The sequence below is a fragment of the Polynucleobacter sp. AP-Kaivos-20-H2 genome, from assembly GCF_018882215.1.
In the GTDB taxonomy this organism is placed as follows: domain Bacteria; phylum Pseudomonadota; class Gammaproteobacteria; order Burkholderiales; family Burkholderiaceae; genus Polynucleobacter.
Map to the genome: position 1 here is coordinate 438,980 of NZ_JACVOX010000001.1, position 24,035 is coordinate 463,014.

Annotated in this window: 20 protein-coding genes; 6 read left to right on the top strand and 14 right to left on the bottom strand. The window is 45.4% G+C overall.

Annotation, left to right across the window (positions count from 1 at the left end; genetic code table 11):
• Positions 1-9 precede the first annotated feature (9 nt).
• The 4 genes from rnhA (at position 10) to dnaQ (ending at position 5,703) form a co-directional block, all read left to right on the top strand.
• Entirely contained in the window at positions 10-474 is a 465-nt protein-coding gene (gene rnhA / locus ICE89_RS02220) for a ribonuclease HI (protein ID WP_216264659.1), read from the top strand.
• A 113-nt stretch (positions 475-587) separates the two neighbouring features.
• The gene (locus ICE89_RS02225; protein WP_216264661.1) at positions 588-1,898 is read left to right on the top strand and encodes an efflux RND transporter periplasmic adaptor subunit; all 1,311 of its coding nucleotides are present in this window, start codon (positions 588-590) and stop codon (positions 1,896-1,898) included.
• Entirely contained in the window at positions 1,895-4,993 is a 3,099-nt protein-coding gene (locus tag ICE89_RS02230; protein WP_216264663.1) for an efflux RND transporter permease subunit, read from the top strand. The genes ICE89_RS02225 and ICE89_RS02230 overlap by 4 nt, the downstream gene beginning before the upstream one ends.
• The gene (gene dnaQ, locus ICE89_RS02235; protein ID WP_216264665.1) at positions 4,993-5,703 is read left to right on the top strand and encodes a DNA polymerase III subunit epsilon; all 711 of its coding nucleotides are present in this window, start codon (positions 4,993-4,995) and stop codon (positions 5,701-5,703) included. Before ICE89_RS02230 ends, dnaQ begins: the two co-directional genes overlap by 1 nt.
• 15 nt (positions 5,704-5,718) lie before the next feature.
• Here dnaQ and ICE89_RS02240 read toward each other — a convergent pair whose 3' ends face one another.
• Together ICE89_RS02240 and ICE89_RS02245 are read right to left on the bottom strand one after the other, a co-directional pair.
• Entirely contained in the window at positions 5,719-6,810 is a 1,092-nt protein-coding gene (locus tag ICE89_RS02240; protein WP_216861934.1) for a tartrate dehydrogenase, read from the bottom strand.
• A gap of 49 nt (positions 6,811-6,859) precedes the next feature.
• Positions 6,860-7,522, bottom strand: a complete 663-nt coding sequence (locus ICE89_RS02245) for a SprT family zinc-dependent metalloprotease (protein ID WP_216264667.1) — start codon at positions 7,520-7,522, stop codon at positions 6,860-6,862.
• Between the two features lie 78 nt (positions 7,523-7,600).
• Here ICE89_RS02245 and ICE89_RS02250 point away from each other — a divergent pair, with 78 nt between their 5' ends.
• Positions 7,601-8,911 carry an amidase gene (locus ICE89_RS02250; RefSeq protein ID WP_216264669.1) on the top strand — a complete coding sequence of 437 codons (1,311 nt, stop codon included), beginning with the start codon at positions 7,601-7,603 and terminating at the stop codon, positions 8,909-8,911.
• An 8-nt stretch (positions 8,912-8,919) separates the two neighbouring features.
• On the opposite strand, the gene ICE89_RS02255 is transcribed toward ICE89_RS02250, so the two are convergent.
• Positions 8,920-9,894 (bottom strand): tripartite tricarboxylate transporter substrate binding protein, encoded by a 975-nt coding sequence (locus tag ICE89_RS02255; protein ID WP_216264670.1) that lies wholly within the window; start codon positions 9,892-9,894, stop codon positions 8,920-8,922.
• Positions 9,895-9,924: 30 nt separating this feature from the next.
• The gene (locus ICE89_RS02260) at positions 9,925-11,046 is read right to left on the bottom strand and encodes an NADH:flavin oxidoreductase/NADH oxidase (RefSeq protein WP_216264672.1); all 1,122 of its coding nucleotides are present in this window, start codon (positions 11,044-11,046) and stop codon (positions 9,925-9,927) included.
• Between the two features lie 164 nt (positions 11,047-11,210).
• On the opposite strand from ICE89_RS02260, the gene ICE89_RS02265 reads away from it, so the two are divergent.
• Entirely contained in the window at positions 11,211-12,731 is a 1,521-nt protein-coding gene (locus ICE89_RS02265; protein ID WP_216264679.1) for a CoA-acylating methylmalonate-semialdehyde dehydrogenase, read from the top strand.
• A gap of 68 nt (positions 12,732-12,799) precedes the next feature.
• On the opposite strand, the gene ICE89_RS02270 is transcribed toward ICE89_RS02265, so the two are convergent.
• The 10 genes from ICE89_RS02270 to nuoG form a co-directional block, all read right to left on the bottom strand.
• Positions 12,800-13,285, bottom strand: coding sequence for a DUF1178 family protein (locus ICE89_RS02270; RefSeq protein WP_216263853.1), 486 nt, complete (start codon positions 13,283-13,285; stop codon positions 12,800-12,802).
• A 65-nt stretch (positions 13,286-13,350) separates the two neighbouring features.
• The gene (locus tag ICE89_RS02275) at positions 13,351-13,950 is read right to left on the bottom strand and encodes an NUDIX domain-containing protein (RefSeq protein WP_216263852.1); all 600 of its coding nucleotides are present in this window, start codon (positions 13,948-13,950) and stop codon (positions 13,351-13,353) included.
• A 123-nt stretch (positions 13,951-14,073) separates the two neighbouring features.
• Positions 14,074-15,573: an NADH-quinone oxidoreductase subunit NuoN gene (gene nuoN / locus ICE89_RS02280; RefSeq protein WP_216263851.1), complete on the bottom strand. Its 1,500-nt coding sequence runs from the start codon at positions 15,571-15,573 to the stop codon at positions 14,074-14,076.
• A gap of 10 nt (positions 15,574-15,583) precedes the next feature.
• On the bottom strand, positions 15,584-17,050 hold the full coding sequence (locus ICE89_RS02285; RefSeq protein WP_216264680.1) for an NADH-quinone oxidoreductase subunit M: 1,467 nt from the start codon (positions 17,048-17,050) through the stop codon (positions 15,584-15,586).
• Positions 17,051-17,074: 24 nt separating this feature from the next.
• Positions 17,075-19,135, bottom strand: a complete 2,061-nt coding sequence (gene nuoL, locus ICE89_RS02290; protein WP_216264682.1) for an NADH-quinone oxidoreductase subunit L — start codon at positions 19,133-19,135, stop codon at positions 17,075-17,077.
• 2 nt (positions 19,136-19,137) lie between these two features.
• Positions 19,138-19,446, bottom strand: a complete 309-nt coding sequence (gene nuoK, locus ICE89_RS02295) for an NADH-quinone oxidoreductase subunit NuoK (protein WP_072582482.1) — start codon at positions 19,444-19,446, stop codon at positions 19,138-19,140.
• Complete coding sequence (locus ICE89_RS02300; RefSeq protein WP_216263848.1) at positions 19,443-20,090, bottom strand: NADH-quinone oxidoreductase subunit J; 648 nt, start codon at positions 20,088-20,090, stop codon at positions 19,443-19,445. The genes nuoK and ICE89_RS02300 overlap by 4 nt, the downstream gene beginning before the upstream one ends.
• A 20-nt stretch (positions 20,091-20,110) precedes the next feature.
• Entirely contained in the window at positions 20,111-20,602 is a 492-nt protein-coding gene (gene nuoI, locus ICE89_RS02305) for an NADH-quinone oxidoreductase subunit NuoI (protein ID WP_215319862.1), read from the bottom strand.
• An 11-nt stretch (positions 20,603-20,613) separates the two neighbouring features.
• Complete coding sequence (gene nuoH / locus ICE89_RS02310; RefSeq protein ID WP_072582485.1) at positions 20,614-21,687, bottom strand: NADH-quinone oxidoreductase subunit NuoH; 1,074 nt, start codon at positions 21,685-21,687, stop codon at positions 20,614-20,616.
• Positions 21,688-21,695: 8 nt separating this feature from the next.
• Positions 21,696-24,011: an NADH-quinone oxidoreductase subunit NuoG gene (gene nuoG / locus ICE89_RS02315; protein ID WP_216265009.1), complete on the bottom strand. Its 2,316-nt coding sequence runs from the start codon at positions 24,009-24,011 to the stop codon at positions 21,696-21,698.
• Between the last annotated feature and the right edge of the window lie 24 nt (positions 24,012-24,035).

Here is a 24,035-nt window from a genome sequence, read left to right on the forward strand (position 1 = left end):
ATTATTGCCATGCCGCAATCGAAATCCCACCCCCACCATCCTCATATCGTGATCTACACAGATGGCGCCTGTAAAGGCAATCCTGGGCCTGGCGGCTGGGGGGCTGTTTTGCGATCAGGCGGTCATGAAAAGCATATTCATGGGGGTGAAAAGCTCACCACCAACAACCGCATGGAAATTTGTGCCGTTATTTTTGCCTTAAAAGCACTGAAACAACGCAGTACTGTCGAGCTATGGACGGACTCTCAATACGTACAAAAGGGCGTCACAGAATGGCTAGAGGGTTGGAAAAAACGGGGCTGGAAGACTGCCAGCAAGGATCCGGTTAAAAATGCTGACCTCTGGCAAGAACTCGACTCCCTGCTCCCAGGACATGAAATCTCCTGGCACTGGGTTAGAGGGCACAATGGACACCCTGGGAACGAGCTTGCCGACCAGTTGGCAAATAAGGGGGTTGAGGAGTTTTTGCCATAGGGCAAATGCGCGTCGACAACCTCCTTTTCAGTCATCTTATGAGAGAATGATCCTGCTTTAAATAGCTTAGAAACAGCATAAAACCCCCATAAAAAACCAAGAAAAACGAGACTGTGTCAAAAATAGAATCTTCACTCGATAAGGCTTTTGCCAAACTCGTTCAATTTAAAGATATAGGCAAAGTTCGCTTGTGCGCCCTTTGGCAAAAATATTTACCCCAATTAGACCAAGTAAAGAAGCTAGATTTCGCGACAGTAAAATCTTTTGTGATCAGATTTAAATGGCGCTTGCTATTAATTCTGCTCTTACTCTATGCGGGCTCAAAAGCATATGATTATTTTTTCCCAGCCTCTGCTAAATCTGGCGGCCCTGTTACCGTAACATCATTCGTAGTCCAGAAAAAAGATGTGCCGCTAATCATTGAGGCAACTGGCACCATTGTTTCCAATAGCATTGTTGACATTCGCCCAATGGTCACCAATACCGTCGCCACAATTCAAGTTAAAGATGGCCAAGAAGTTAAAGCTGGCGATCTGCTATTTACCTTAGATGACCGCAACGATAAAGCAAACTATGAAAAGCTCAAAGCACTTGCTGATGATGCTCAAAAACAATATCTGCGCGCCAAAGAATTGGTTAGCAAAAACTTTATTTCTAAAGCCGCTCTAGAAACTACATTGGCAAATGCCAAGTCAGCACAAGCAGCAGCCCGCGCGGCAGAAGTGCAGCTTTCTTTTGATTACATTAAGTCCCCTATTGATGGTCGTGCTGGCATCGTCAATGTATTCCCGGGCTCCCTTGTCCAGGCTAGCAACATTGTTTCCACCGCGACCAGCTCAACTGCTACATCCAGCGTTGGATCCATGGTGACCATTACTCAATTAAACCCAATTGATGTTCAATTTGTCATTCCAGAAAAAGATATTCCGATCATCTTAGAGAACCAGTTAGATGGTGATGCGATGAATGTTACGGTGACTGTAGGCGATAGCGGCAAAAGAACTTACGAAGGAAAGGTGCTGGTCGTTGATAACCAAGTCGATCCTTCGATCGCGGCGGTACGCGTAAAAGCGCAAATCCCGAATGACGCCAAAACCCTCTTGCCAGGTGAATTTGCTCGCGTATCCCTAGTGGCCAATACTTTGAAGGATGCCTTAGCCATTCCATCGCAAGCAGTAGTGATCAACCCTCGTGGAAAACTTGTTTATGTTGTCGATAAAGATGACAAAGTGGCAGCCAAGCCCGTAAAAGTAGTTTATGACTACCAAGGATTGTCTGTTGTCACAGGTATAGATGCTGGCGATAGAGTGGTGGTTGAGGGCAAGCAGAATTTGCGTCCAGGAAGCAAAGTCCGCGAGGATAAATCAGCTGCACCGCAAGCAACTACTACCTCAACAACTCCAACAGCCCCAGAGAAAAAATGACACTATCCGAATTATGTATTCGGCGCCCGGTAATGACGGTGTTGCTCTCGATAGCAACAGTCATCGCAGGGGCTGTTGCCTACATGAAAATTCCAGTAGCTGCGCTACCTAGTTTTAATACGCCAGTTATTTCTGTAAGCGCATCTTTACCGGGTGCATCACCAGAAAATATGGCTGCCTCGGTAGCCCTTCCCCTTGAAAAAGAATTTTCGACGATTGATGGCATCACCGTAATTAGCTCCACTAATTCTTTGGGCAGTACGAGCATTACTTTGGAATTCAATAACGATCGAGATATTGATAAAGCCGCAGTTGACGTTCAAGCAGCTTTGTTGAGAGCCCAAAAGCGCTTACCGATTGAAATGACGGTGCCACCGTCCTACCGGAAGATAAATCCAGCCGACACTCCTGTTCTAGTGGTGCGCATGAGCTCGCCATCAATCAGTCTCTCAGATCTCAATCAATACGCAGAAAATTTACTTTCACCTAACTTATCAACCATTAGTGGTGTAGCGCAAGTTCTAGTTTATGGTGCAAAGCGTTATGCGGTTCGCGTACGAGTGCATCCCGACGCTCTTGCTAACCGCAATCTCACTATTGACGATATCGCCGTTGCTATCAACAAAGCCAACTCCAATAGTCCTGTAGGGGTTTTAGACGGGCCCCGTCAGGCCATCACTATTTATGCCAACCCACAACTAGTAAGACCTGAAGAGTTTGCCAATTTAATTGTTAGTCAAAAAAATGGTCTTCCGATCTACCTCAAGGACGTTGCCGATGTGATCGAGAGTTACGAGGATGTAAAAACATTGGCGAGTGCTAATGGAGAGCGCTCTATTGCGATTGCAGTATTGCGCCAACCGAGCGCGAATACTGTGGATGTTGTTAACTCCGTTAAGGCATTACTACCTCAATTACAAAAGCAGATGCCGGAATCTGTTCGTATGCAATTGTTGAATGATCGTTCGCTCTCCATTCTAGAAGCGATACATGACGTTAATCTCACATTGGCTTTAACGATCTTGTTGGTTGTTATGGTAATTTTCTTGTTCCTGAAACATGTTTCGGCGACAGTTATTCCCTCTATCAGCCTTCCAATCTCACTGATCGGGGCATTCTTTTTGCTCTATTTTTTGGGATACAGCTTAGATAACATATCGCTTCTGGGTATAACGCTTGCTGTAGGCTTGGTTGTTGATGATGCAATTGTGGTGCTTGAAAACATCATGCGTTATGTTGAACAAGGTATGGACCCACTCAAAGCATCCCTCAAAGGTAGCAAAGAAGTGGGCTTTACGATTATTTCCATTTCTATTTCTTTAGTGGCTGTATTTATTCCACTCTTCTTTATGGCTGGTCCTATTGGCCTTCTGTTTAGAGAATTTGCGGTAGTGGTTTCACTTTCTATTTTGGTATCAGCAGTCGTATCGCTCACGGTTGTGCCAATGTTATGCAGTCGCTTCCTGCCAAAACCAGGTCAGCATGCCAAGGAATATGCGATCAATAAGAAGTTTGATCGCGTCTTTGACTGGATGCTAAAAACCTATATTCACTACCTTGATCTGGCTCTTAATAATCGCAAAAAAGTGTTATGGGGCGCTCTTTCCACCTTTGTCATTACCGTGGTTTTGTTTGTCTATAGCCCAAAGGGTTTCTTTCCAGAAGAAGATATTGGGCAAATTCAAGCAACTACTGAGGCATCTGAAGATATCTCCTTTAAAGCGATGTTGGCACTTCAGGATAGAGCTGCAGAACTAGTGAATACAGACCCGAATGTGGATAGCTCTATTTCAGTCATTGGCGGTGGTGCGAGCTCAGGCTACAACACCGGCAGGATTTTTATCATTCTTAAGCCCAAGGGCGATCGCGCTAAGATGGCTCAGGTGATGGAGGGATTAAGAAATAAATTTAAAGAGATCCCCGGCCTTCAGGTCTACATGCGTCCGGTCCAGAATTTACAGCTTGGCGGCAAAAATAGTAAAAGCCGCTACCAATTTACTTTGCAAAGTGTTGGCTTTGAAGGCGTGAATGAATGGGCTGATAAGTTGATGCAAAAGATGCGTACCGACCCACTTTTCCGTGACGTTACCAGTGACTCACAGCTAAAAGGTCTCAACGTCAAGATCAATATTGATCGTGAAAAAGCGGCTAGTGCCGGCGTTACGATTGCTGACATCCGTACAGCCCTCTATTCTGCCTACGGTGAGAGGCAGGTATCTACTATCTACACACCAGTGAATACTTATTACGTGATCCTAGAAGCTGCTGAAGAAGATCGTCAATATGAGACAGATCTGAATAAGATTTTTGTAAGAGGTCGCGCAACCGACAAGCTGATTCCACTATCTAGCGTAGCTAGCTTCACTCGTGAAATCGGCCCAACCGCCGTAAACCATCAAGGGCAAATTCCGGCTGTAACCCTGTCATTCAACCTTGCTCCTGATGTCTTCCTTGGTGACGCCACGAAAAAGATTGAGGAATACACCAAGGAAATTGGCTTACCCGCTTCCATCATTACGAGTTACGGTGGAGATGCGGCAGTATTTAAAAGCAACCAATCAGGTCAGCTGATACTAATTCTATCGGCTCTAGGCGTAATTTACATATTGCTTGGCGTGCTTTACGAGAGTTACATTCATCCGCTGACTATTTTGGCTGGCTTGCCATCCGCTGCGATTGGCGCCATCCTTGCTTTGCGCATCTTTGGCTTCGAGCTAACCGTCGTTGCATCGATCGGTATTTTATTATTGATCGGCATCGTTAAAAAGAATGCGATTTTGATGATTGACTTTGCCTTAGATGCACAACGTAACCAAGGCATGTCTCCTGAAAAGGCGATTCGTGAAGCATGCATCTTGCGTTTCCGGCCCATTATGATGACAACCGTTGCCGCTTTAATGGGCGCACTCCCGATTGCTTTTGGATTGGGTGCCGGTGCAGAGTTACGTCAACCTTTAGGCATTAGTGTTGCTGGCGGCCTGATTTTTTCTCAGTTCGTAACGTTGATCATTACACCCGTGATTTATCTCTATTTGGATAAATATGCAGGCAATGGACCGATGGACATTCCACCAGCTGTTCTAGAGGGAACCTGATGCGTCAAGTGATTCTCGATACCGAAACTACTGGCCTTAATCCAGCCACCGGCGACCGCATTATTGAAATTGGTTGCGTTGAGATGATTGGTCGTCGTCTTACCGATAGAACTTTCCATTACTACATTAATCCTGAACGCGATATTGATGCTGGCGCCTTTGCAGTCCACGGACTTTCTAGAGAGTTTTTATCTGATAAACCAATCTTTGCAAACATTGTTGAGCAGTTAATTGAGTTTGTAGATGGCGCTGAAATTGTGATTCATAACGCAGCCTTCGATTTGGGATTCTTGGATAACGAGTTTGCCCTTCTAAAGCGTCCTCCATTCAGAAATTTAGCCCCCAAGATTACCGATACCCTGCTCGACGCGCGTCAAATGTTCCCTGGAAAGCGCAATTCATTAGATGCCCTGTGTGAACGCTTTTCAATTAGCAATAAACACCGTACTTTGCACGGCGCGCTGTTAGATGCCCAGTTACTAGCTGAAGTTTACGTATCGATGACTAGAGGTCAAGAAGACCTCTCTATTGATTTAATTGATTACACAGTGGGAGCAGACTCTACTGGCCATACCAAAGCCTTACCAACCAATCTCATGGTGCTATCTGCATCAAATGATGACCTTGAAAGCCATCAAAAAATCTTGGCAGAGATTGCGAAGGCAAGTAAAAAGGACCCCATTTGGAGTCCTTTAAATGCTGCTGCCTAATTAGTAGATTACCAGTTAGATTGCTGCGGCAATCGCCTTACCTAAATCATCCGTCTTTGCTGTGCCACCAAGATCTGGTGTCAAAGGTGCGTTTCCTGGACCGGATGCTAATACCTTTTCAATCGCAGTAAATATTGCCTTACCTGCCTCTGGATAACCAAGGTGATCCAGCATCATCGCCCCACTCCAGATCTGACCAATTGGGTTGGCGATCATTTTGCCAAAGATATCAGGCGCTGATCCGTGAACAGGCTCGAACAAGGAAGGGAATTTACCCTCAGGATTGATGCTGCCAGATGGTGCTACCGCAATGGTCCCGGTACATGCAGGACCTAAGTCGGAGAGAATATCTCCAAATAAATTGCTCGCCACCACAACGTCAAACCGATCTGGATTCATAACGAAGTGAGCCGCCAAAATATCAATGTGATATTTATCGGCTCTTACATCAGCAAATTTCTTAGACATCGCTTCAACACGCTCATCCCAATAAGGCATGGTGATGGCAATACCATTGGATTTGGTTGCAGAAGTTAAATGCTTCTTAGGGCGACTTTGGGCTAAGTCAAAAGCGTATTGCAAAATTCGGTCAACGCCCTGTCTAGTGAAAACAGATTCTTGAATCACGATCTCACGATCGGTATCCGGGAACATCTTGCCACCAACACTGGAGTATTCACCTTCAGTGTTCTCGCGAACTACAAAGAAATCAATGTCACCAGGCTTACGGTTGGCCAGTGGGCATGGTACTCCTGGCAATAAACGTACTGGGCGCAAATTGACATACTGATCAAAGCCACGGCGAAATTGAATTAAGCTTCCCCAAAGTGACACATGGTCAGGCAGAATGTCAGGCATACCGACTGCGCCAAAAAAGATCGCATCGTACTTCATGAGAGTATCGAACCAATCATCCGGCATCATCTTTCCATGCTTGAGATAGTAATCACAGCTCGCAAAATCAAAATGATCAAACTGCATACCAAGATTAAATTTACGATTGGCCGCCTCTAGCGCGCGCACACCCTCCGGCATGACTTCTTTGCCAATACCATCTCCAGGAATAACGGCAATCTTAGGATTCTTAAATATTTTCTTTGCGTTCATAAATGATGTGTCTCGTTTTATTTTTGTTGAAGATGAATTTTACAAATAACTAGCTAATAGCGCGACGGATTTCATCTGGCGCCTTCTTACTACCTTTTTCAACTGATTCACTATCGTAATCAGTGGTATTTTCAATGGTCTCAGGAACGGCCTCGAGCATGCGAATATTGTCTTTGGGACAGATAGGTGCGCCATAACTGGCCCATTTCTTGAGCAAGGTCACCTCATAGCCACATTGACCGCATTTGGCCTTACTTCGACTGGCATTGCTAGGCCTTGGTGGTGGGAAAACAATCGCCTGGTGCGGGTAAGGGCCAAGCTCCTGACTAATCATCATCAGCCTTACAGTGAGCTCCTCAGTAGCATGAGCCATTCTTGCGGGGCCTTCCAGACCCACCGTTTGAGCGATTCCCTTGAAATCTTCGCCATGGCCGCTAAAACAATCATCCACCGCATGGCAGAGTTCATGAACCAAGGTATCTAAAAGCTGTACGGGTTCATCCAACTTAGGGGATATGAATATCTCATTTACGCCACCACCTGAGCGCTCACGCGGCCAACATTGCCCTAGTGTCGTTCTAGGGCTACTAGAGGCCGGGAATCCACATGAGACCCTGACGGGAGGGATGGCATAACCTGCTTTTGAAAAGACCGGCTCTAGATGCCTTACAGCGTCTTCTAGCCAGGATTCACGTACTGTATGTTGCTTCATCTAACTTATCTTCTATCGTAATTCTGGAACAAAAAAGCTTAAATTGCGATCATACGCCACCATAAGTAGAATGAGTCCATGAAAGATCTCGAAAGCCTTAGCGCCACCCAAGCCATCAAAGCCCTCTCTAAGAGGGAAATTAAAGCAACTGATTTACTCCTATCCTGCCTAGACCGCATAGGACAAAAGGAGAGCGTTGTTAAGGCCTGGGCAAGCCTGGGTAAGGAAAATGCCTTGTCTCGCGCCAAACAGCTTGATAAAGGCGCCTTTCAGGGTCTATTGCATGGTCTCCCAATTGGGGTTAAAGATCTTTATGACACCTATGATTTGCCGACCTCCTATGGTTCACCCATTTACGCCAACCACTATCCAGTCGCTGATGCTGTGGCGGTTGCCCTGATGCGACAGTCTGGTGCCATTATTTTAGGCAAAACTGTTACAACAGAATTTGCAACTTTTAAGAGTGGCTTAACAACAAATCCCCATAAACCAAAGCACACACCCGGCGGTTCTTCTAGCGGCTCTGCGGCTGCGGTAGCCGATTTTATGGTCCCCCTAGCAACCGGCAGTCAAACTGCTGGCTCAATTATTCGCCCTGCTTCTTTTTGTGGCGTAGTGGGTTTTAAACCTAGTCACGGCAAAGTGAGTATTGCGGGAATTAAAAGTCTTTCTGTAACACTCGACACCATGGGTTGCTTTGGTAGAACAGTAGAAGATGTGGGGCTCGGTGTAGCGGCTATGAGTGGCGATCATCGACTAGCAAAAATTGAAGTCTTGCATAACAAACCCCGCATCGCCATTTGCAAAACATCTAGCTGGCCGTTTGCACAAAAGGAAACTGCTACAGCACTTGCAGTTGCTCGGCATGCTGCAGAGATGATTGCTAAAGGCACGGTAATTGATCAGAAGTTACCAAAGACATGTGATGGCCTCACTCAAGCCCAAACTCGCATCATGATTTCTGAAATGTCACGCAGCCTTGCTTTTGAACAAGTGCATTACGCTAAAAAGCTCAGCCCACAACTTCTGAAGCAACTTAGTGAAGGCGCTGAAATTAGCTACGAGCAATATGCAAAAGATTTGAGCCTTGCCGATAGATCAAGGGAGGCCATGGAAGACTTATTTAATAATGAAGTTGACATCTTGATTGCCCCAAGTGCTAATGGCGAAGCGCCCAACATCAAAGACGGTACTGGAGATCCTCTTTTTTCTAGAGCTTGGACGCTTCTGGGTTTACCCTGCATCAATATCAACGTAGGCGCTGGACCCAACGGATTGCCAGTAGGCGTGCAACTCATTGCAGGCCCAGGTAAAGATCATTTCTTATTAAGCGCTGCCCGGGCATTTACATTGGCATTGCCTGACCCCACCCTGCGAGATCAGGCTTAGCCAAGCCCTTAATCGAGAGTAATGTTTGCCGCTTTAATTGCTTTAGCCCAGAAAGGGATCTCTTTCTTCACTAGCGCATCAGTTTGGTTTGGTCCTAAGTAACGAAGTTCAACACCAGCAGCATCCGCACGCTCTTTAATTTCAGGTAATGCCAAGCTCTGCTTTACAGAATTAGTGAGCTTGGTAACCACTGCTGCAGGTGTTCCTGCAGGCGCATAAAGGGCCACCCATGATTCCAACTGAAATGATGGTAGACCAGCTTCAGCGGTGGTTGGTACGTTTGGCATACCAGGGTGACGATTTTTGCCGGTCACAGCAAGCCCCTTGAGTTTTCCACTTTGGACGTGTTGCATGACTGAGGGTGGCGTACTAATAAATACCTGTACCTGCCCCGCCAAAACATCCTGAATGGCTGGACCAGATCCCTTGTATGGAACATGCACCATATCCACACCAGTAGTTTGCTTGAAGATCTCCGTACCAATATGCGACACAGAACCATTGCCCTGTGAGGCGTAATTTAATTTACCTGGATTAGCCTTTGCATAAGCAATGAATTCCTTCAGATTATTGACTGGCACTGAAGGGTGTACTGCAATGACATTGGTAGAGACAGTTAGCAAGGCAATTGGAGAAAAATCCTTAATAGGGTCCCACGGCAGCTTATCGAATAAAGCTGGGTTACCAACGTGATAACCAGAATAGGAAATCAATAAGGTATAGCCATCGGGCTTTGCTTTGGCAACATACTGATAGGCCGTATTACCACTTGCTCCCGGCTTGTTGTCAACAATCACTGGTTGACCGATCACGCGCGACAACGGTTCACTCAATAGGCGTGCCGAAGTATCAACAAGCCCGCCAGGTGGATTGGGTACTACCAAAGTAATTGGGCGATCCGGAAAGGATTCAGCCATAACTAGACATGAAATCCCAAGCCCTAAAATTACAAGCGCACTGCACACCACGGAATATTTTTTCATTACTGTCTCCAACGTATGATTTTTGAGCACTTATCGCTGCCCTACTTTTACGTCACCAAATACGGCCTGGGCTTCTCTAGGTAAACAACGCCAATAACGTTCATTTGCGGTAACTGTGCCACCTAGAGCTGCTGCAGCTTCCCAACCCCAGCGAGGCTTATATAAAAATGCTCTTGCCAAAGCTATGAGATCCGCATCACCCGCTTGCAAAATGTCTTCGGCTTGTTGGGGCTCAGTAATGAGTCCAACTGTCATGGTTGGCAAACCAGATTGATCTTTAACTATCTTTGCAAAAGGCACTTGGTAATTTGGACCAATTGCAATCTTTTGTTTTGGCGAAATACCACCAGAAGAAATGTGTACAAAATCACAACCCAAAGGTTTAAGTTGTTTTGCAAAATTCGCAGTTTCTTCTGGAGTCCAGCCACCCTCTATCCAGTCGCTAGCTGAAATGCGTATGCCAAGCACACCTTGGTATGCCGCTCTTACTGCAGCAAATAACTCCAATGGAAAGCGAATGCGGTTTTCAAATGAGCCGCCGTATTCATCTGTGCGCTGATTGGCAATGGGAGATAAAAATTGGTGTAACAAGTATCCATGAGCACCATGGAGCTCAATCCCATCAATTCCAATACGATCTGCACGTTTTGCTGATGCCACAAAATCATCTATTAGCTTTTTTAATTCAGCCTTACTCAATTCATGAGGTAAACGCTCTCCATCTAACTGGGGGATCGCTGAGGGCGCTAGTGTTTCCCATCCACCTTGTTCGGTTGAAAGAAGCTGCCCGCCATCCCAGGGAGTTGCACTTGATGCTTTGCGACCAGCATGGGCTAGCTGAATAAAAACAGGTACCGCTGGAGCCAAACTACGTGCACGATTTAATTTATCTTTCAAGGCTGCTTCAGTGCGATCATCCCAAAGCCCAAGACAAGCAGGCGTAATTCGGGCCTCTGGGCTTACCCCGGTGGCCTCAATAATGAAGAGTGCTGCGCCACTATTAAGCAAGTTTCCCCAATGCATGAGGTGCCAGTCAGTGGCTTCGCCATTATTGGCGGAATACTGGCACATTGGAGCGACAACTATGCGATTTGCCAGCTCAAGGGGCCCACGTGGGGAATTGAGGGTATAACTTGAAAATAAAAGACTCATAGAATGCCTTTAAAAGACCCAAAATAGGTCAAAAAAATACGAAAATTGCCGTAAAGCGATAGAATAACTAAAAAGCAGAATAAACGAGACAGCGAAGTCGTGCAGGCTATTTAGCTAAGCGGCTTTTTTACCAAAAACCCGAAAAATACCCACCACAAGAGATTATGAACGCACCTCAAGCCTTTGAATCAAAAGAAGATATTGGCCACTTTGTTGGCGGCAATGTAGTTAACCCTAAAGATGGTCGCTTTGCCGATGTTTACAACCCAACCAAAGGAGCTGTAGCGCGCCGTGTTGCGCTTGCCAGCCGCAAAGAGGTTGATGAAGTTGTAGCCAATGCCCAAACAGCATTTACGTCATGGAGTCAAACCTCCCCATTGCGCCGTTCACGCATCATGTTCAAGTATCTTGAATTGCTAAACGCTCATCGCGATGAATTAGCTGCCATCATCACAGCAGAACATGGCAAGGTGTTTACAGATGCCCAAGGGGAAGTAACACGCGGTATTGAGATTGTGGAATTTGCCACCGGCATTCCTGAGTTGCTCAAAGGTGACTACACCGAGCAAGTATCAACCGGTATCGATAACTGGGTTATGCGTCAGCCTTTAGGTGTGGTTGCTGGTATTACCCCATTTAACTTCCCAGTCATGGTGCCAATGTGGATGTTCCCGGTTGCGATTGCTTGCGGCAATACCTTTATTCTCAAACCAAGCCCTACCGATCCTTCAGCTTCATTGTTTATGGCGAAACTCCTCAAGGAAGCAGGCCTGCCTGACGGCGTATTCAACGTTGTTCAAGGTGACAAAGAAGCAGTTGATGCCTTAATTGAAAATCCAGATGTTAAAGCGGTAAGTTTTGTGGGCTCCACTCCAATTGCCAATTACATCTATGAACGCTGCTCTCACTTTGGCAAGCGCTCCCAAGCTTTAGGCGGTGCAAAGAATCACATGGTGATCATGCCTGACGCTGATATTGACAAAGCTATTGATGCCCTGGTAGGTGCTGCTTACGGCTCCGCTGGCGAACGCTGTATGGCCATTTCTGTAGCGGTATTGGTTGGTGATGTGGCAGAGAAGATCATGCCAAAGCTAATCGAGCGCACCAAGACTCTAAAAGTTAAAAACGGCATGGAGCTTGATGCTGAAATGGGTCCAATCGTTACTAAAGCAGCCCTAGAGCGCATTACTGGCTATATTGAGGCTGGTGTAGCTTCGGGCGCAAAACTCCTTGTTGATGGCCGCGGACTCAAAGTTCCTGGTAACGAGAGCGGCTTCTTTATCGGCGGCACATTGTTTGATAGCGTCACACCCGACATGAAGATTTACTTAGAAGAAATCTTTGGACCAGTTTTGTCCTGCTTGCGTGTTGCCAACTTTACAGATGCGCTTAACTTAGTTAACTCTTGCGAATTTGGCAATGGTGTCGCCTGCTTCACAAGCGATGGCAATATTGCCCGTGAATTTGCTCGTCGTGTACAAGTAGGTATGGTTGGTATTAACGTACCAATTCCAGTGCCTATGGCATGGCACGGTTTTGGTGGTTGGAAAAAGTCTATCTTTGGCGATATGCATGCATACGGCAAAGAAGGCGTTCGTTTCTACACCAAGCAAAAGAGTGTGATGCAACGCTGGCCTGAGAGTATTGCTAAAGGCGCAGAGTTTGTAATGCCTACCTCCAAGTAACATCAGGAAGTGATTAGCAAAAAGCGATCTTCGGATCGCTTTTTTATTTGCCAGTATGAAGTAGAAAATTACTGGAGTGTATTTTTTAGAGCAGGAATCATTGGCATCGAGAGCACATCGATGCCCTCTTCTCTCAAGGCTTCAGCCTCATCGAAAGTAGTTTGCCCACGAATACTTCGCTCAGGAGATTCTTTGTAGTGAATTTTTCTAGCTTCATCAGCAAAGGAATTGCCAACATCCTCAGAGCGACCCATTAGCTCACGCATACCTTTCAAAAAGGCGGCCTGTACCTGAGCCTCTAAGTGCGAATGATCGCTACCAGTAAGAGCAACGACGCCCCCGCTTAAATTTTCGGATTGAGGCTTGGATACAGTTAACTCGGTAGACGATGATTTGCCAATATGCGGCGCTGAAGGCATGCGAGTGATTTCCGTGCTGTCGCATACTGGACAAGCAAGCATCCCCTTGTCCTGCTGAGCAAGGCAATCTTCTTCTGAAGCAAACCATCCTTCAAAGCGATGGTCTAGGGGGCAGGCTAAGTTATAAACTTTCATAAAACGTATATAAGGGCAAAAACGATAAATTCAATACCCCCATTTTAATCGGGTTTGAATACAACCTATTCGATTGGATGCGGTTTTACTAAGCCCCTACGATAGCGATCAAGCCAATAGGTGGCTATCGTGGTTTTGACGTCTGTAATCTCACCATTCTCAACCCAGGATATCAATTGCTCCAATGGAGCAGCAAATACGTCCAAAAATTCTTCATCATCTAGATGGCTTTTACCGGGAATCAGCTCCTCTGCCAGATAGATATCAATAAACTCTGTTGAATACGAAATCACAGGATGAATACGACGAATGAAACTCCATTTTTTGGCTGTATACCCAGTTTCTTCCTCAAGCTCTCGCTGAGCACAAACCAGATGATCTTCCTTGGGGTCTAACTTTCCAGCAGGAATTTCAATGCAGGCTTTTGCAATCGGATAGCGATATTGTCGCTCGAGCAACACACGACCATCATCTAAGATCGCAACAATAGCTACCGCACCCGGATGAGTTAAATATTCGCGTATCGCCTCTTCACCATCAGGCAATGAGACTTTATCTCGCTTCATCTTTAAAAAGATGCCGCCGTAAATATCTTCGCCAGATAGACGCTCTTCACGTAAATGCTCATCACCAGTCGGTAGATCTTCAAATGATTTTTCAGTCATGGGTCTTAGTACATATTCCGTCTGTTATTGATTAAACTAGATTAGCTAAATTGAATGTCATTTTGATGGTACCTGAAATGATAAAGGCCCCTTACGGAGCCTTTAGATAGAATTTGATTACTTTTAAGACCCTAATAAGGTACGGCGCATTGCATCCAAGCAAAGACTCATTAAACCCGCAGGAACAATACCGATAACTAAAACCAGAATGCCATTGAGACTCAAGATTCCCTTGGCAAAGCCCGAACCAGAAACTGCAATCTCATGCTCAGGCTCATCGAAGTACATTACCTTAACCACTCTGAGGTAATAAAAAGCACCAATCAAAGAGGCGATCACAGCAATTACAGCTAAGAATGTATGCTCCGCATCCACCAAAGCTTCCAAAACACCTAACTTAGCAGCAAAACCGACTGTAGGCGGAATACCAGCCAAGGAAAACATCATCACCAGACCAATAAAAGCAAACCACGGATGCTTCTTATTGAGGCCTTTTAAACCATCCAAGGTTTCGCAGTCATAACCTTTGCGTGACAAAGCCATCAACAAGCCGAACGTGCCAAGCGTTGTTAGCACATAAGTAATGGCGTAGAACATTGCCGCACTAAATGCGTGATCATCGAAAACAGATAGCATGCCCAATAGCACAAAACCCATTTGCGCAATGGCAGAATAAGCCAGCATGCGCTTGATATTGGTTTGCGCTATCGCAGTCACATTACCAACAACTAACGATAGAACTGCTAACAGGACAAGCATTGGCTGCCAGTCGCCTAGTAAAGGCAATAAAGTATTTACCAATAAACGGAATAACAAAGCAAAGGCAGCTAGCTTGGGTGCTGCAGCAATCATTAAAGTAACAGCTGTTGGAGCACCTTGATAAACGTCTGGTACCCACATATGAAATGGCACCACACCCAACTTAAAGGCCAAACCAGCAACAATAAATACCAAGCCAAACGCCATCACCAAATGGTTTACACGAGGGTCGGCAACCGTTTTAAAGATCTCAATAAGGTCAAGCGATCCGGTGACACCATAGAGCATCGACATGCCATAGAGCAAGAAACCAGATGCTAATGCACCCAAGATAAAGTACTTAATACCAGCTTCCACACTCTTTTCGCTACTGTGACGCATTGCAACCAATGCGTATGTAGGCAAAGCCATCAACTCCAAGCCTAGGTATAGAGTTAATAGATTTGCACCAGAGATCAATACAAACTGGCCAAGCAAAGCAAGCAGAGCCAAGACAATGAAGTCAGGACGGAACAAGGCACGATCCATCAAATATTGCTTGGAGTAAATCAAGCTCACCAAAACAGCGATGCATGAACATGCCTTGAGCAAGTTAGAAAATGGATCAGACTGAAATAGGCCATTCATTGCTACAAGCGCTGGATCGCCCATGCGGCTAATAAAAGCAAAAATGAGATAGGCCAACAAGATCAGTGAGAAAAAGTACACGAAGCCAACTCCACGCGGAGTATGAAAGATGTCTTGCTCAACACCAGGGGTAGATATCACTCTTTCGCGAACATAAACGCTAACAACCAATAACAAGCAGGTTGCTATGAGTAAAACAAGTTCCGGCAGGATGGCGTAAAGGTCGAATGCTTGCATTTGTACTTACTCAGAGTTTGCTGACAGCAACATGCTGCAACAGATTAATTACAGCTGGATGAATGATGTCCGTGAATGGTTTTGGATAGACACCCATACCAATTACACAGATAGATAAAACTGCCATCAAGAAATATTCGCGACCGTTCAAATCCTTTAACTCTTCAACGTGGGCATTGTTAACGGTACCGAAAAATACACGTTTCACCATCCACAAGGAATAAGCGGCGCCTAAGATCAATGCTGTAGCAGCTAGGATACCGATGACAAAGTCGTAATCAACAGCAGCCAAGATCACCATGAATTCACCAACAAAACCAGAGGTAGCAGGTAAACCACAGTTGGCCATCGCCATTAGTACGGCAAATGCAGTAAATGCAGGCATGCGATGCACTACGCCACCGTAATCAGCGATCTGACGGGTATGCATGCGGTCATAAAGCACGCCAATGGACAAGAACATCGCACCGGCAACAAAGCCGTGTGAAATCATCTGCACAATGCCGCCCTCAATACCCAGCGGACTAAAGAGGAAGAAGCCTAAGGTTACAAAGCCCATGTGAGCAACTGAAGAATAGGCAACCAGTTTTTTCATGTCTTTTTGAACAAGAGCAACTGCACCTACATAGATCACAGCAACCAAAGACAGGAAGATAACAAATGGGCCCAAGTACTGGCTCGCATCTGGCGCGATTGGCAAAGAGAAGCGCAGGAAGCCATATGCACCGAGCTTCAACATAATGGCAGCCAAGACTACTGAGCCACCTGTTGGCGCTTCAACGTGGACGTCTGGTAGCCAAGTATGTAATGGCCACATTGGAACCTTGACAGCAAACGCCATAAAGAATGCTGCAAACAATAGGATCTGCTCAACAATATCTAGTCGGGCATTTTGCCAAGCCAGAATATCGAATGTATTAGTCACGTTGTACAGATACAGCATGGCAATTAAAGTAAGTAAAGAGCCAAGCAAGGTATACAAGAAGAACTTAAATGCCGCATAAATACGGTTGTGGCCACCCCATACACCAATAATGATGTACATCGGAATTAATGTCGCCTCAAAGAATACATAGAAAAGCAATGCATCAAGAGCGCAAAATACGCCGATCATTAGTCCAGACAGGATCATGAACGAAGCCATGTATTGCGATACCTTGGTTTGAATGACTTCCCATGCTGCAATCACCACAATAACGTTAATGAATGCAGTAAGCACAATAAACCAAACAGAAATACCGTCAATACCTAGGTAATAGTTAATGTCGTAACGTGGAATCCAGCTGACCTTTTCAACAAACTGCATTCCAGAATTAGCGATATCAAAATTAATCAACAATGGAAGCGTTGCAATAAAGCTAAGTACCGCTCCGATCAGCGTCAACCAGCGTACACCGGCAGTTGATCTTTCAGACCCATAAAACAAAATAATGAGTCCAAAGACAATCGGGGTCCAAATGGCGTAAGAAAGAATCATAGTGGCTACTTAAGTAACAAAGGCCTAGCGAACAAAAGGCAGGTAAGCATACAAAACCCAAGCCAACAATACTGCTAGGCCCGCAATCATTGCGAAGGCATAGTGGTAGAGATAACCGGATTGCAAATGACGAATTACTCCGGCAAAGCGCCCTACTGCATGCGCACTGCCATTAACAAAGAAACCATCGATGATCTTTTGATCGCCACGATGCCATAAGAAACTGCCGATCCAAATAAGGCCTTTAGCAAACACAGCTTGGTTAATTTCATCGAGGTAATACTTGTTATCAAATAATTTTTTAATTGGTGCAAATGTTTCGGCAACTTTGGCTGGTAGCTTGGGCGCCCAGAGATAACCAATCGCAGCAGTCAACACGCCAAGTACTACCAACAACAAGACTGGTGAAGTGAATGCATGAATTGCCATTGCAATCGGACCATGGAACTCATCTTCCAATTCTTTCATCACCGGATGGCGTGCTAAGTCAATAAAGATGGAATCGCCAAAGTAAGTTCCGAATAACAAGGGAGAGATGGTGTAGAAACCAATGATCACGGATGGAATTGCCAGAAGGATCAATGGCAAAGTGACAACGAATGGTGATTCATGTGGCTTTTGACCTGGAGCTAAACCATGATGCGCATGATCGTCACCCTGCTCCGCATGATCATGATGATGGTCGTGAGCATGTGAACCCTCATGACCCCAGCGTGCTTTACCGTGGAATACATAAAAATACAAACGGAATGAGTACAAGGCTGTTACGAATACGCTAGCCATGACTGCAAAGTAGGCAAAGCCTGAACCAGGGATATGACTTGCAGCCACCGCCTCAATAATGGAATCTTTTGAATAGAAGCCTGAGAAGAATGGAGTCCCTACCAACGCCAGATTACCCAGCAACATCATGAGGCAAGTAATTGGCATATATTTCCAAAGACCGCCCATCTTGCGCATATCTTGCTCATGATGCATACCAAGAATTACGCTACCTGCAGCAAGGAATAGCAATGCTTTAAAAAAAGCGTGCGTCATCAAATGGAAAATAGCCACTGGATATGCAGATACACCCAAAGCGACTGTCATATACCCCAGCTGAGATAAGGTCGAATAAGCAACAACACGCTTAATATCGTTTTGCACAATACCAAGGAAGCCCATAAAGAGCGCTGTGATTGAACCAATCACCAAAATAAAGCTCAGCGCGACATCTGAAAGCTCAAACAGTGGTGACATCCGTGACACCATGAAAATACCGGCTGTAACCATGGTTGCGGCATGAATCAAAGCAGAGATTGGTGTTGGGCCTTCCATCGAATCAGGCAACCAAACATGCAATGGGAATTGAGCGGATTTACCCATTGCACCAATAAACAAGCAGATACAAGCAACCGTCATTAAATTCCAGCTAGTACCAGGCAATGTCTGGGCTGCTAAAGCAGAATTCTGAGAGAAGATCACGTCATATTGCATCGAGCCAGTACTGGCCAGCAGAATACCGATGCCCAAGATGAAGCCAAAGTCACCGACGCGGTTAACTAAAAAAGCCTTCATATTGGCAAATACAGCGGATTGGCGCTCAAAATAGAAGCCAATCAACAAATAAGAAACCACACCCACAGCTTCCCAGCCAAAGAAGAGTTGCAACAAGTTATTACTCATTACCAACATCAACATGGCAAAGGTAAATAAAGAAATATAGGAGAAGAAGCGGTTGTAACCTTCTTCACCATGCATATAGCCAATGGTATAAATGTGAACCATCAATGACACAAAGGTCACTACGCACATCATCGTTGCCGTTAAAGGGTCAATTAGGAAGCCAATATCTAAATTGAGTTCGCCCAATTGCATCCAATGGTAAACAGTTCCGTTGAAATAGAAGCCATCCATCACTTGAACTAATACATTGCAGGAAAGTACAAATGCAATGGTTACGCCCAAAATAGTCACGAACTGACTTGCGCCATGACCAATGCGATTGCCGCCTAATTTAGTGCCAAAGAAGCCAGCGATGATAGAGCCGACTAATGGCGCCAAAGGAATGGCGCAAAGTACAGGAATGTTTAAGGTCAATTGCATGACTAGCCTTTTAGGTGGTCAAGATCATCAGCATTAATCGTGTCAACCTTACGGAAGAGCACAACCAAAATTGCCAAGCCGATAGCCGCCTCAGCAGCTGCCACAGTCAAAATAAAGAATACGAATACTTGACCAGCCATATCACCCAAATAATGGGAGAAAGCCACAAAGTTCATGTTCACCGAGAGAAGCATCAGCTCAATTGCCATTAGCAAAACAATGACATTCTTACGGTTTAAGAAAATTCCGATAACGCTAGTTGCAAATAAGATCGCACCCAGCACTAAATAATGAGCGAGAGTGATATTCATTTCTTCTCCCCTCTTATATCTTGCTTTGCAGCCATGTCTGAACCCATTTTCACAATGCGCATGCGATCTGCTGCAACGACATTGACTTGCTCGTGAATATTCTGCGATTTAGAGTCTTTGCGATTACGCAATGTCAATGCTACAGCGGCAATAATTGCCACCAGTAAGATCACACCAGCAACCTCAAAGGCGTATACATAATCTACAAAGATCAGCATACCCAAAGCTTGGGTATTGTTAGCCATCATTTCTTCTGGCATAGGCTGCACTGGAGCATTGGTTCCGATAAAGCTACGAATGATCACAATCGACAGCTCTAGAACAATAACGGCACCCATCAAGAAGGCAACTGGCAGAAACTTTTTGAAATCGCGACGTAAATGTTCAACATCTAAGTCCAACATCATCACCACGAAGAGGAACAGAACCATCACTGCGCCAACATAGACCAAAATCAGAGCCAAGCTCAAGAATTCGGCTTTGAGCAACATCCAGAGGCCTGATGCACAAAAGAACGCCAATACCAGAAATAGTGCTGCATGCACTGGGTTACAAGCCGTGATCACACGAAGCGCAGAAAACACCAATAAGCCTGCAAAGCCATAGAAGAACATGGCAAATAAAGTAGATGGATCGAATGTCATATTAGTTAAGCTCGATTCGATTAACGGTAAGGTGCATCAGCTGCACGGTTAGCGGCAATATCTTTTTCGTATTTATCGCCTACAGCTAAAAGCATATCTTTGGTGAAATACAAGTCACCGCGCTTATCGCCAAAATACTCAAAAATATTTGTTTCAACAATGGCGTCTACTGGACAAGCCTCTTCACAGAAACCACAGAAAATACATTTTGTGAGATCGATGTCATAACGACTGGTGCGACGAGTGCCATCATCACGCTCAGCAGTTTCAATAGTGATGGCATAAGCCGGACAAACTGCTTCACATAACTTGCAGCCAATACAGCGCTCTTCACCATTTTCATAGCGACGAAGTGCGTGCAAACCACGGAAGCGACTAGACAACGGCGTCTTCTCTTCGGGGTATTGAACGGTAATTTTTGGCTTGAAGAGATAGCGACCAGTAATAGACATACCAACCAAGATGTCTCTTAGCATCAAGCTATCGAGGAATTGGGAAATTTTCTTAAACATGATTTATCAACTTATTTCCAAATATTCCATGGTGAGACAACCCACGCGCCGATAACAACCACCCAAAATACTGAGATGGGAATAAATATTTTCCAACCCAAACGCATGATTTGGTCATAGCGATAGCGCGGTAATGTAGCGCGTAACCAAATAACGCAGGATAAGAGGAAGAATGTTTTACCAAATAACCAGAAGAACCCTGGAATATCACGCAAGATTGGCAAGTCAACAATCGGCAACCAACCGCCTAAGAACATGATGGATGCAACAGCTGCAATCAAAATCATGTTGGCATATTCAGCCAAGAAGAACATGGCAAAAGACATGCCTGAATACTCAACCATGTGTCCAGCTACGATCTCAGATTCACCCTCAACCACGTCAAATGGATGGCGGTTTGTTTCAGCAACGCCAGAGATAAAGTAAATCAAGAACATTGGTAATAAAGGTAACCAATTCCACGAGAGGAAATTAAGGCCCATGCTGGCAAAGTAACCCTGCTCTTGTGAAGTAACAATGGCACTTAAATTTAATGAACCCGAGGTAAGCAAGACGGTAACCAATGCAAAACCCATTGCAATCTCATAGGAGATCATTTGGGCTGAAGCGCGCATTGCACCGAGGAATGGATATTTAGAGTTAGAAGACCAACCAGCCAAGATGACCCCATAAACACCAATAGAGGAAATAGCCATGATATAAAGCAAGCCTGCGTTTACATCAGCCAAAACCATCTTCGCCTGAAATGGAATCACCGCCCAAGCAGCAAATGCAGGCATGATCACCATGATTGGTGCAATAAAGTACAAAACCTTACTAGCTTGAGCAGGTGCAATGATCTCTTTCATCAAGAGCTTTAATGCGTCAGCAATTGGCTGCAATAAACCCAGTGGACCTACGCGATTTGGGCCAAGACGAATATGCATCCAGCCAATCAATTTTCTTTCCCAAAGGGTTAGATAGGCAACGCAACCAAACATCGGCAATACGATGATCACAATACGAATCAATGCCCAAACCAAGGGCCACAATGAGCCAAAAATAGCCTCACCTTGAGTGGTAATGAGGTTCAAGAAATTATCCATCTCGTCCCTTATGCCTTACTAATAGTTACTGGACCAAACATCGATCCCAATTTGGCACTAGCCATGGTGCCAGCAGAAATTCTGACAGCTCCAGGCGCTAAATTAACTTCTAATGTTGCCGGCATATCGACTGAATGAGAGTCTTGGGTAACGCGCACTGCATCACCCTCTTTGAGACCCAATTCAGCGAAAGTAATTTTATTTAGGCCTACCTGATTGCCGCGCTTAGCATCACGCGTTAAATGCAAGGCTGAAGAACGCCGTACGATTTGGTCGCCAGCATAAATGTTGACATCAGCCAAACGCTCGAGACCATTGAAAGGAGCTAGATTTCCATTGGCAATCGAAGAGCTAGTAGCTTTGTTATTTAAGCGATTGCAATAACCATCGTCCAATGCTTCTCCCAGGACTTCCTCAGGAGCATTAAACAAGAAACCGTCTAAACCTAAGAGCCCACCCAATACACGCAATACTTTCCATGCTGGACGTGAATCACCTAAAGGTTTTACTGAAGGCTGTACCGTTTGAACTCTTCCCTCTAAATTCACAAAGGTTGAGACTGTCTCTGAGAACACTGAAGTAGGCAGAATGACATCAGCTACCTCCATCAAGTCAGCACTCTTATAGGCGCTCAAAGCAATAACGGTATTAGCCTTTGCCAAAGCTGCACGAGCAGCTGCTGGGTTTGGCAAATCTGAATCTGGCTCGATATTCATCAAGATCACTGCGCGACGTTCGCCAGATAAGATTGACTCAACACCCACGCCGTTAGCATTCACTAAAGATGCGCCAACTGCATTGCCGCCAACTGGCAAGAAGCCTAAAGTAGAACCAGTCTGATCAGCAATAAATTGCGCCATAACGTGCAAGTCAGAAGCATGGTGATGCGCAATAGCAGCAGAACCAAGCAGTACAGCTTTTGACTCGCCGGAAAGCAAGCTATCGGCAATCTTCTGCGCCGCAGGAGAAATAGTTAAATTAAATGTGCCAACTGGCGCTGTTAATGATTTTGCTTTTGCAACAGCAAGTGCAACTTCACTCAATGCATTCAACCATGCGCTTGGAGCTACTGAAATACCGCTACTTGGAATCAACCAGTCATCACCACCTGCATCAATACGCAATACTTGCAAAGCGCGTTTGCTGGCAGTACGAATACGAGCAGCCAATACAGGCTGGTCTTTGAGCAAGAAACTACCAATAACTAATACACGATCCAATTCATTGATCTTGGCGATTGGCATTCCCAACCATGGCGCTGCTGCTGCATTTTTTACATCCGTTTGGCGCAATCGAGTTTCCATTTGATTGGAGCCAAGGCCACGCACTAACTTTTGCAAGAGGTGCAATTCCTCAGTGGAAGATATTGGGTGGGCTAAAGCACCAATGGACTCAGGACCACTTTCTGCTGAAATTGTTTTCAGAGAATGAGCAACATAATCTAAAGCTGACTGCCAATCTGTTTCTAACCACTGGCCGCCCTGCTTCACCATTGGCGTGGTTACACGGTCAGCACTATTTAAACCTTCATAAGAGAAGCGATCACGATCGCTAATCCAGCATTCATTAATGGCTTCGTTTTCTAGAGCAACTACACGCATGACTTTATTAGCTTTAGTCTGAACTGTAGTATTCGCACCTAAGCTATCGTGAGGACTAACTGAACGCTTGCGGCCTAATTCCCAAGTACGCGCTGCATAACGGAATGGCTTGCTGGTTAAAGCACCAACTGGACACAAATCAATCATGTTTCCAGACAACTCTGAATCTACCGTCTGACCAACGAAGGTGGTGATCTCGGAATGCTCACCACGGTTGACCATACCCAGCTCCATAACACCGGCAACTTCTTGGCCGAAGCGTACGCAACGAGTGCAATGGATGCAACGCGTCATCTCTTGCATGGAGATCAATGGGCCAACATTCTTATGGAAGACAACACGCTTCTCTTCATCGTAACGTGAGTTTGATTTTCCGTAACCAACTGCTAAGTCCTGTAACTGACACTCGCCACCCTGATCGCAAATTGGGCAATCTAATGGATGGTTAATGAGCAAGAATTCCATGACTGAACGCTGGGCTTCTACGGCTTTGGCAGAATGCGTAAACACCTTCATACCTTGAGTTACTGGTGTAGCACAAGCGGGAAGAGGTTTGGGAGCCTTCTCTACTTCAACCAAACACATGCGGCAGTTAGCGGCAATCGATAACTTCTTGTGATAGCAGAAGTGAGGAACGTAGGTGCCGAGCTTGTTCGCGGCGTGCATCACCATCGAACCTTGCGGAACTTCTACAGTCTTACCATCTAATTCGATTTCTACCATGCTCACTTTTAGATATCCCGTGCT

Excerpts from the sequence above, each read along its gene's own strand:
- ICE89_RS02265 (WP_216264679.1), top strand. The coding sequence starts at position 11,211 with ATGAACGCACCTCAAGCCTTTGAATCAAAAGAAGATATTGGCCACTTT.
- ICE89_RS02270 (WP_216263853.1), bottom strand. The coding sequence starts at position 13,285 with ATGAAAGTTTATAACTTAGCCTGCCCCCTAGACCATCGCTTTGAAGGA.
- ICE89_RS02285 (WP_216264680.1), bottom strand. The coding sequence starts at position 17,050 with ATGATTCTTTCTTACGCCATTTGGACCCCGATTGTCTTTGGACTCATT.
- ICE89_RS02250 (WP_216264669.1), top strand. The coding sequence starts at position 7,601 with ATGAAAGATCTCGAAAGCCTTAGCGCCACCCAAGCCATCAAAGCCCTC.
- ICE89_RS02245 (WP_216264667.1), bottom strand. The coding sequence starts at position 7,522 with ATGAAGCAACATACAGTACGTGAATCCTGGCTAGAAGACGCTGTAAGG.
- ICE89_RS02255 (WP_216264670.1), bottom strand. The coding sequence starts at position 9,894 with ATGAAAAAATATTCCGTGGTGTGCAGTGCGCTTGTAATTTTAGGGCTT.
- ICE89_RS02300 (WP_216263848.1), bottom strand. The coding sequence starts at position 20,090 with ATGACATTCGATCCATCTACTTTATTTGCCATGTTCTTCTATGGCTTT.
- rnhA (WP_216264659.1), top strand. The coding sequence starts at position 10 with ATGCCGCAATCGAAATCCCACCCCCACCATCCTCATATCGTGATCTAC.
- ICE89_RS02260 (WP_216264672.1), bottom strand. The coding sequence starts at position 11,046 with ATGAGTCTTTTATTTTCAAGTTATACCCTCAATTCCCCACGTGGGCCC.
- nuoN (WP_216263851.1), bottom strand. The coding sequence starts at position 15,573 with ATGCAAGCATTCGACCTTTACGCCATCCTGCCGGAACTTGTTTTACTC.
- ICE89_RS02230 (WP_216264663.1), top strand. The coding sequence starts at position 1,895 with ATGACACTATCCGAATTATGTATTCGGCGCCCGGTAATGACGGTGTTG.
- nuoG (WP_216265009.1), bottom strand. The coding sequence starts at position 24,011 with ATGGTAGAAATCGAATTAGATGGTAAGACTGTAGAAGTTCCGCAAGGT.
- nuoL (WP_216264682.1), bottom strand. The coding sequence starts at position 19,135 with ATGCAATTGACCTTAAACATTCCTGTACTTTGCGCCATTCCTTTGGCG.
- nuoK (WP_072582482.1), bottom strand. The coding sequence starts at position 19,446 with ATGAATATCACTCTCGCTCATTATTTAGTGCTGGGTGCGATCTTATTT.
- nuoH (WP_072582485.1), bottom strand. The coding sequence starts at position 21,687 with ATGGATAATTTCTTGAACCTCATTACCACTCAAGGTGAGGCTATTTTT.
- nuoI (WP_215319862.1), bottom strand. The coding sequence starts at position 20,602 with ATGTTTAAGAAAATTTCCCAATTCCTCGATAGCTTGATGCTAAGAGAC.
- dnaQ (WP_216264665.1), top strand. The coding sequence starts at position 4,993 with ATGCGTCAAGTGATTCTCGATACCGAAACTACTGGCCTTAATCCAGCC.
- ICE89_RS02275 (WP_216263852.1), bottom strand. The coding sequence starts at position 13,950 with ATGACTGAAAAATCATTTGAAGATCTACCGACTGGTGATGAGCATTTA.
- ICE89_RS02240 (WP_216861934.1), bottom strand. The coding sequence starts at position 6,810 with ATGAACGCAAAGAAAATATTTAAGAATCCTAAGATTGCCGTTATTCCT.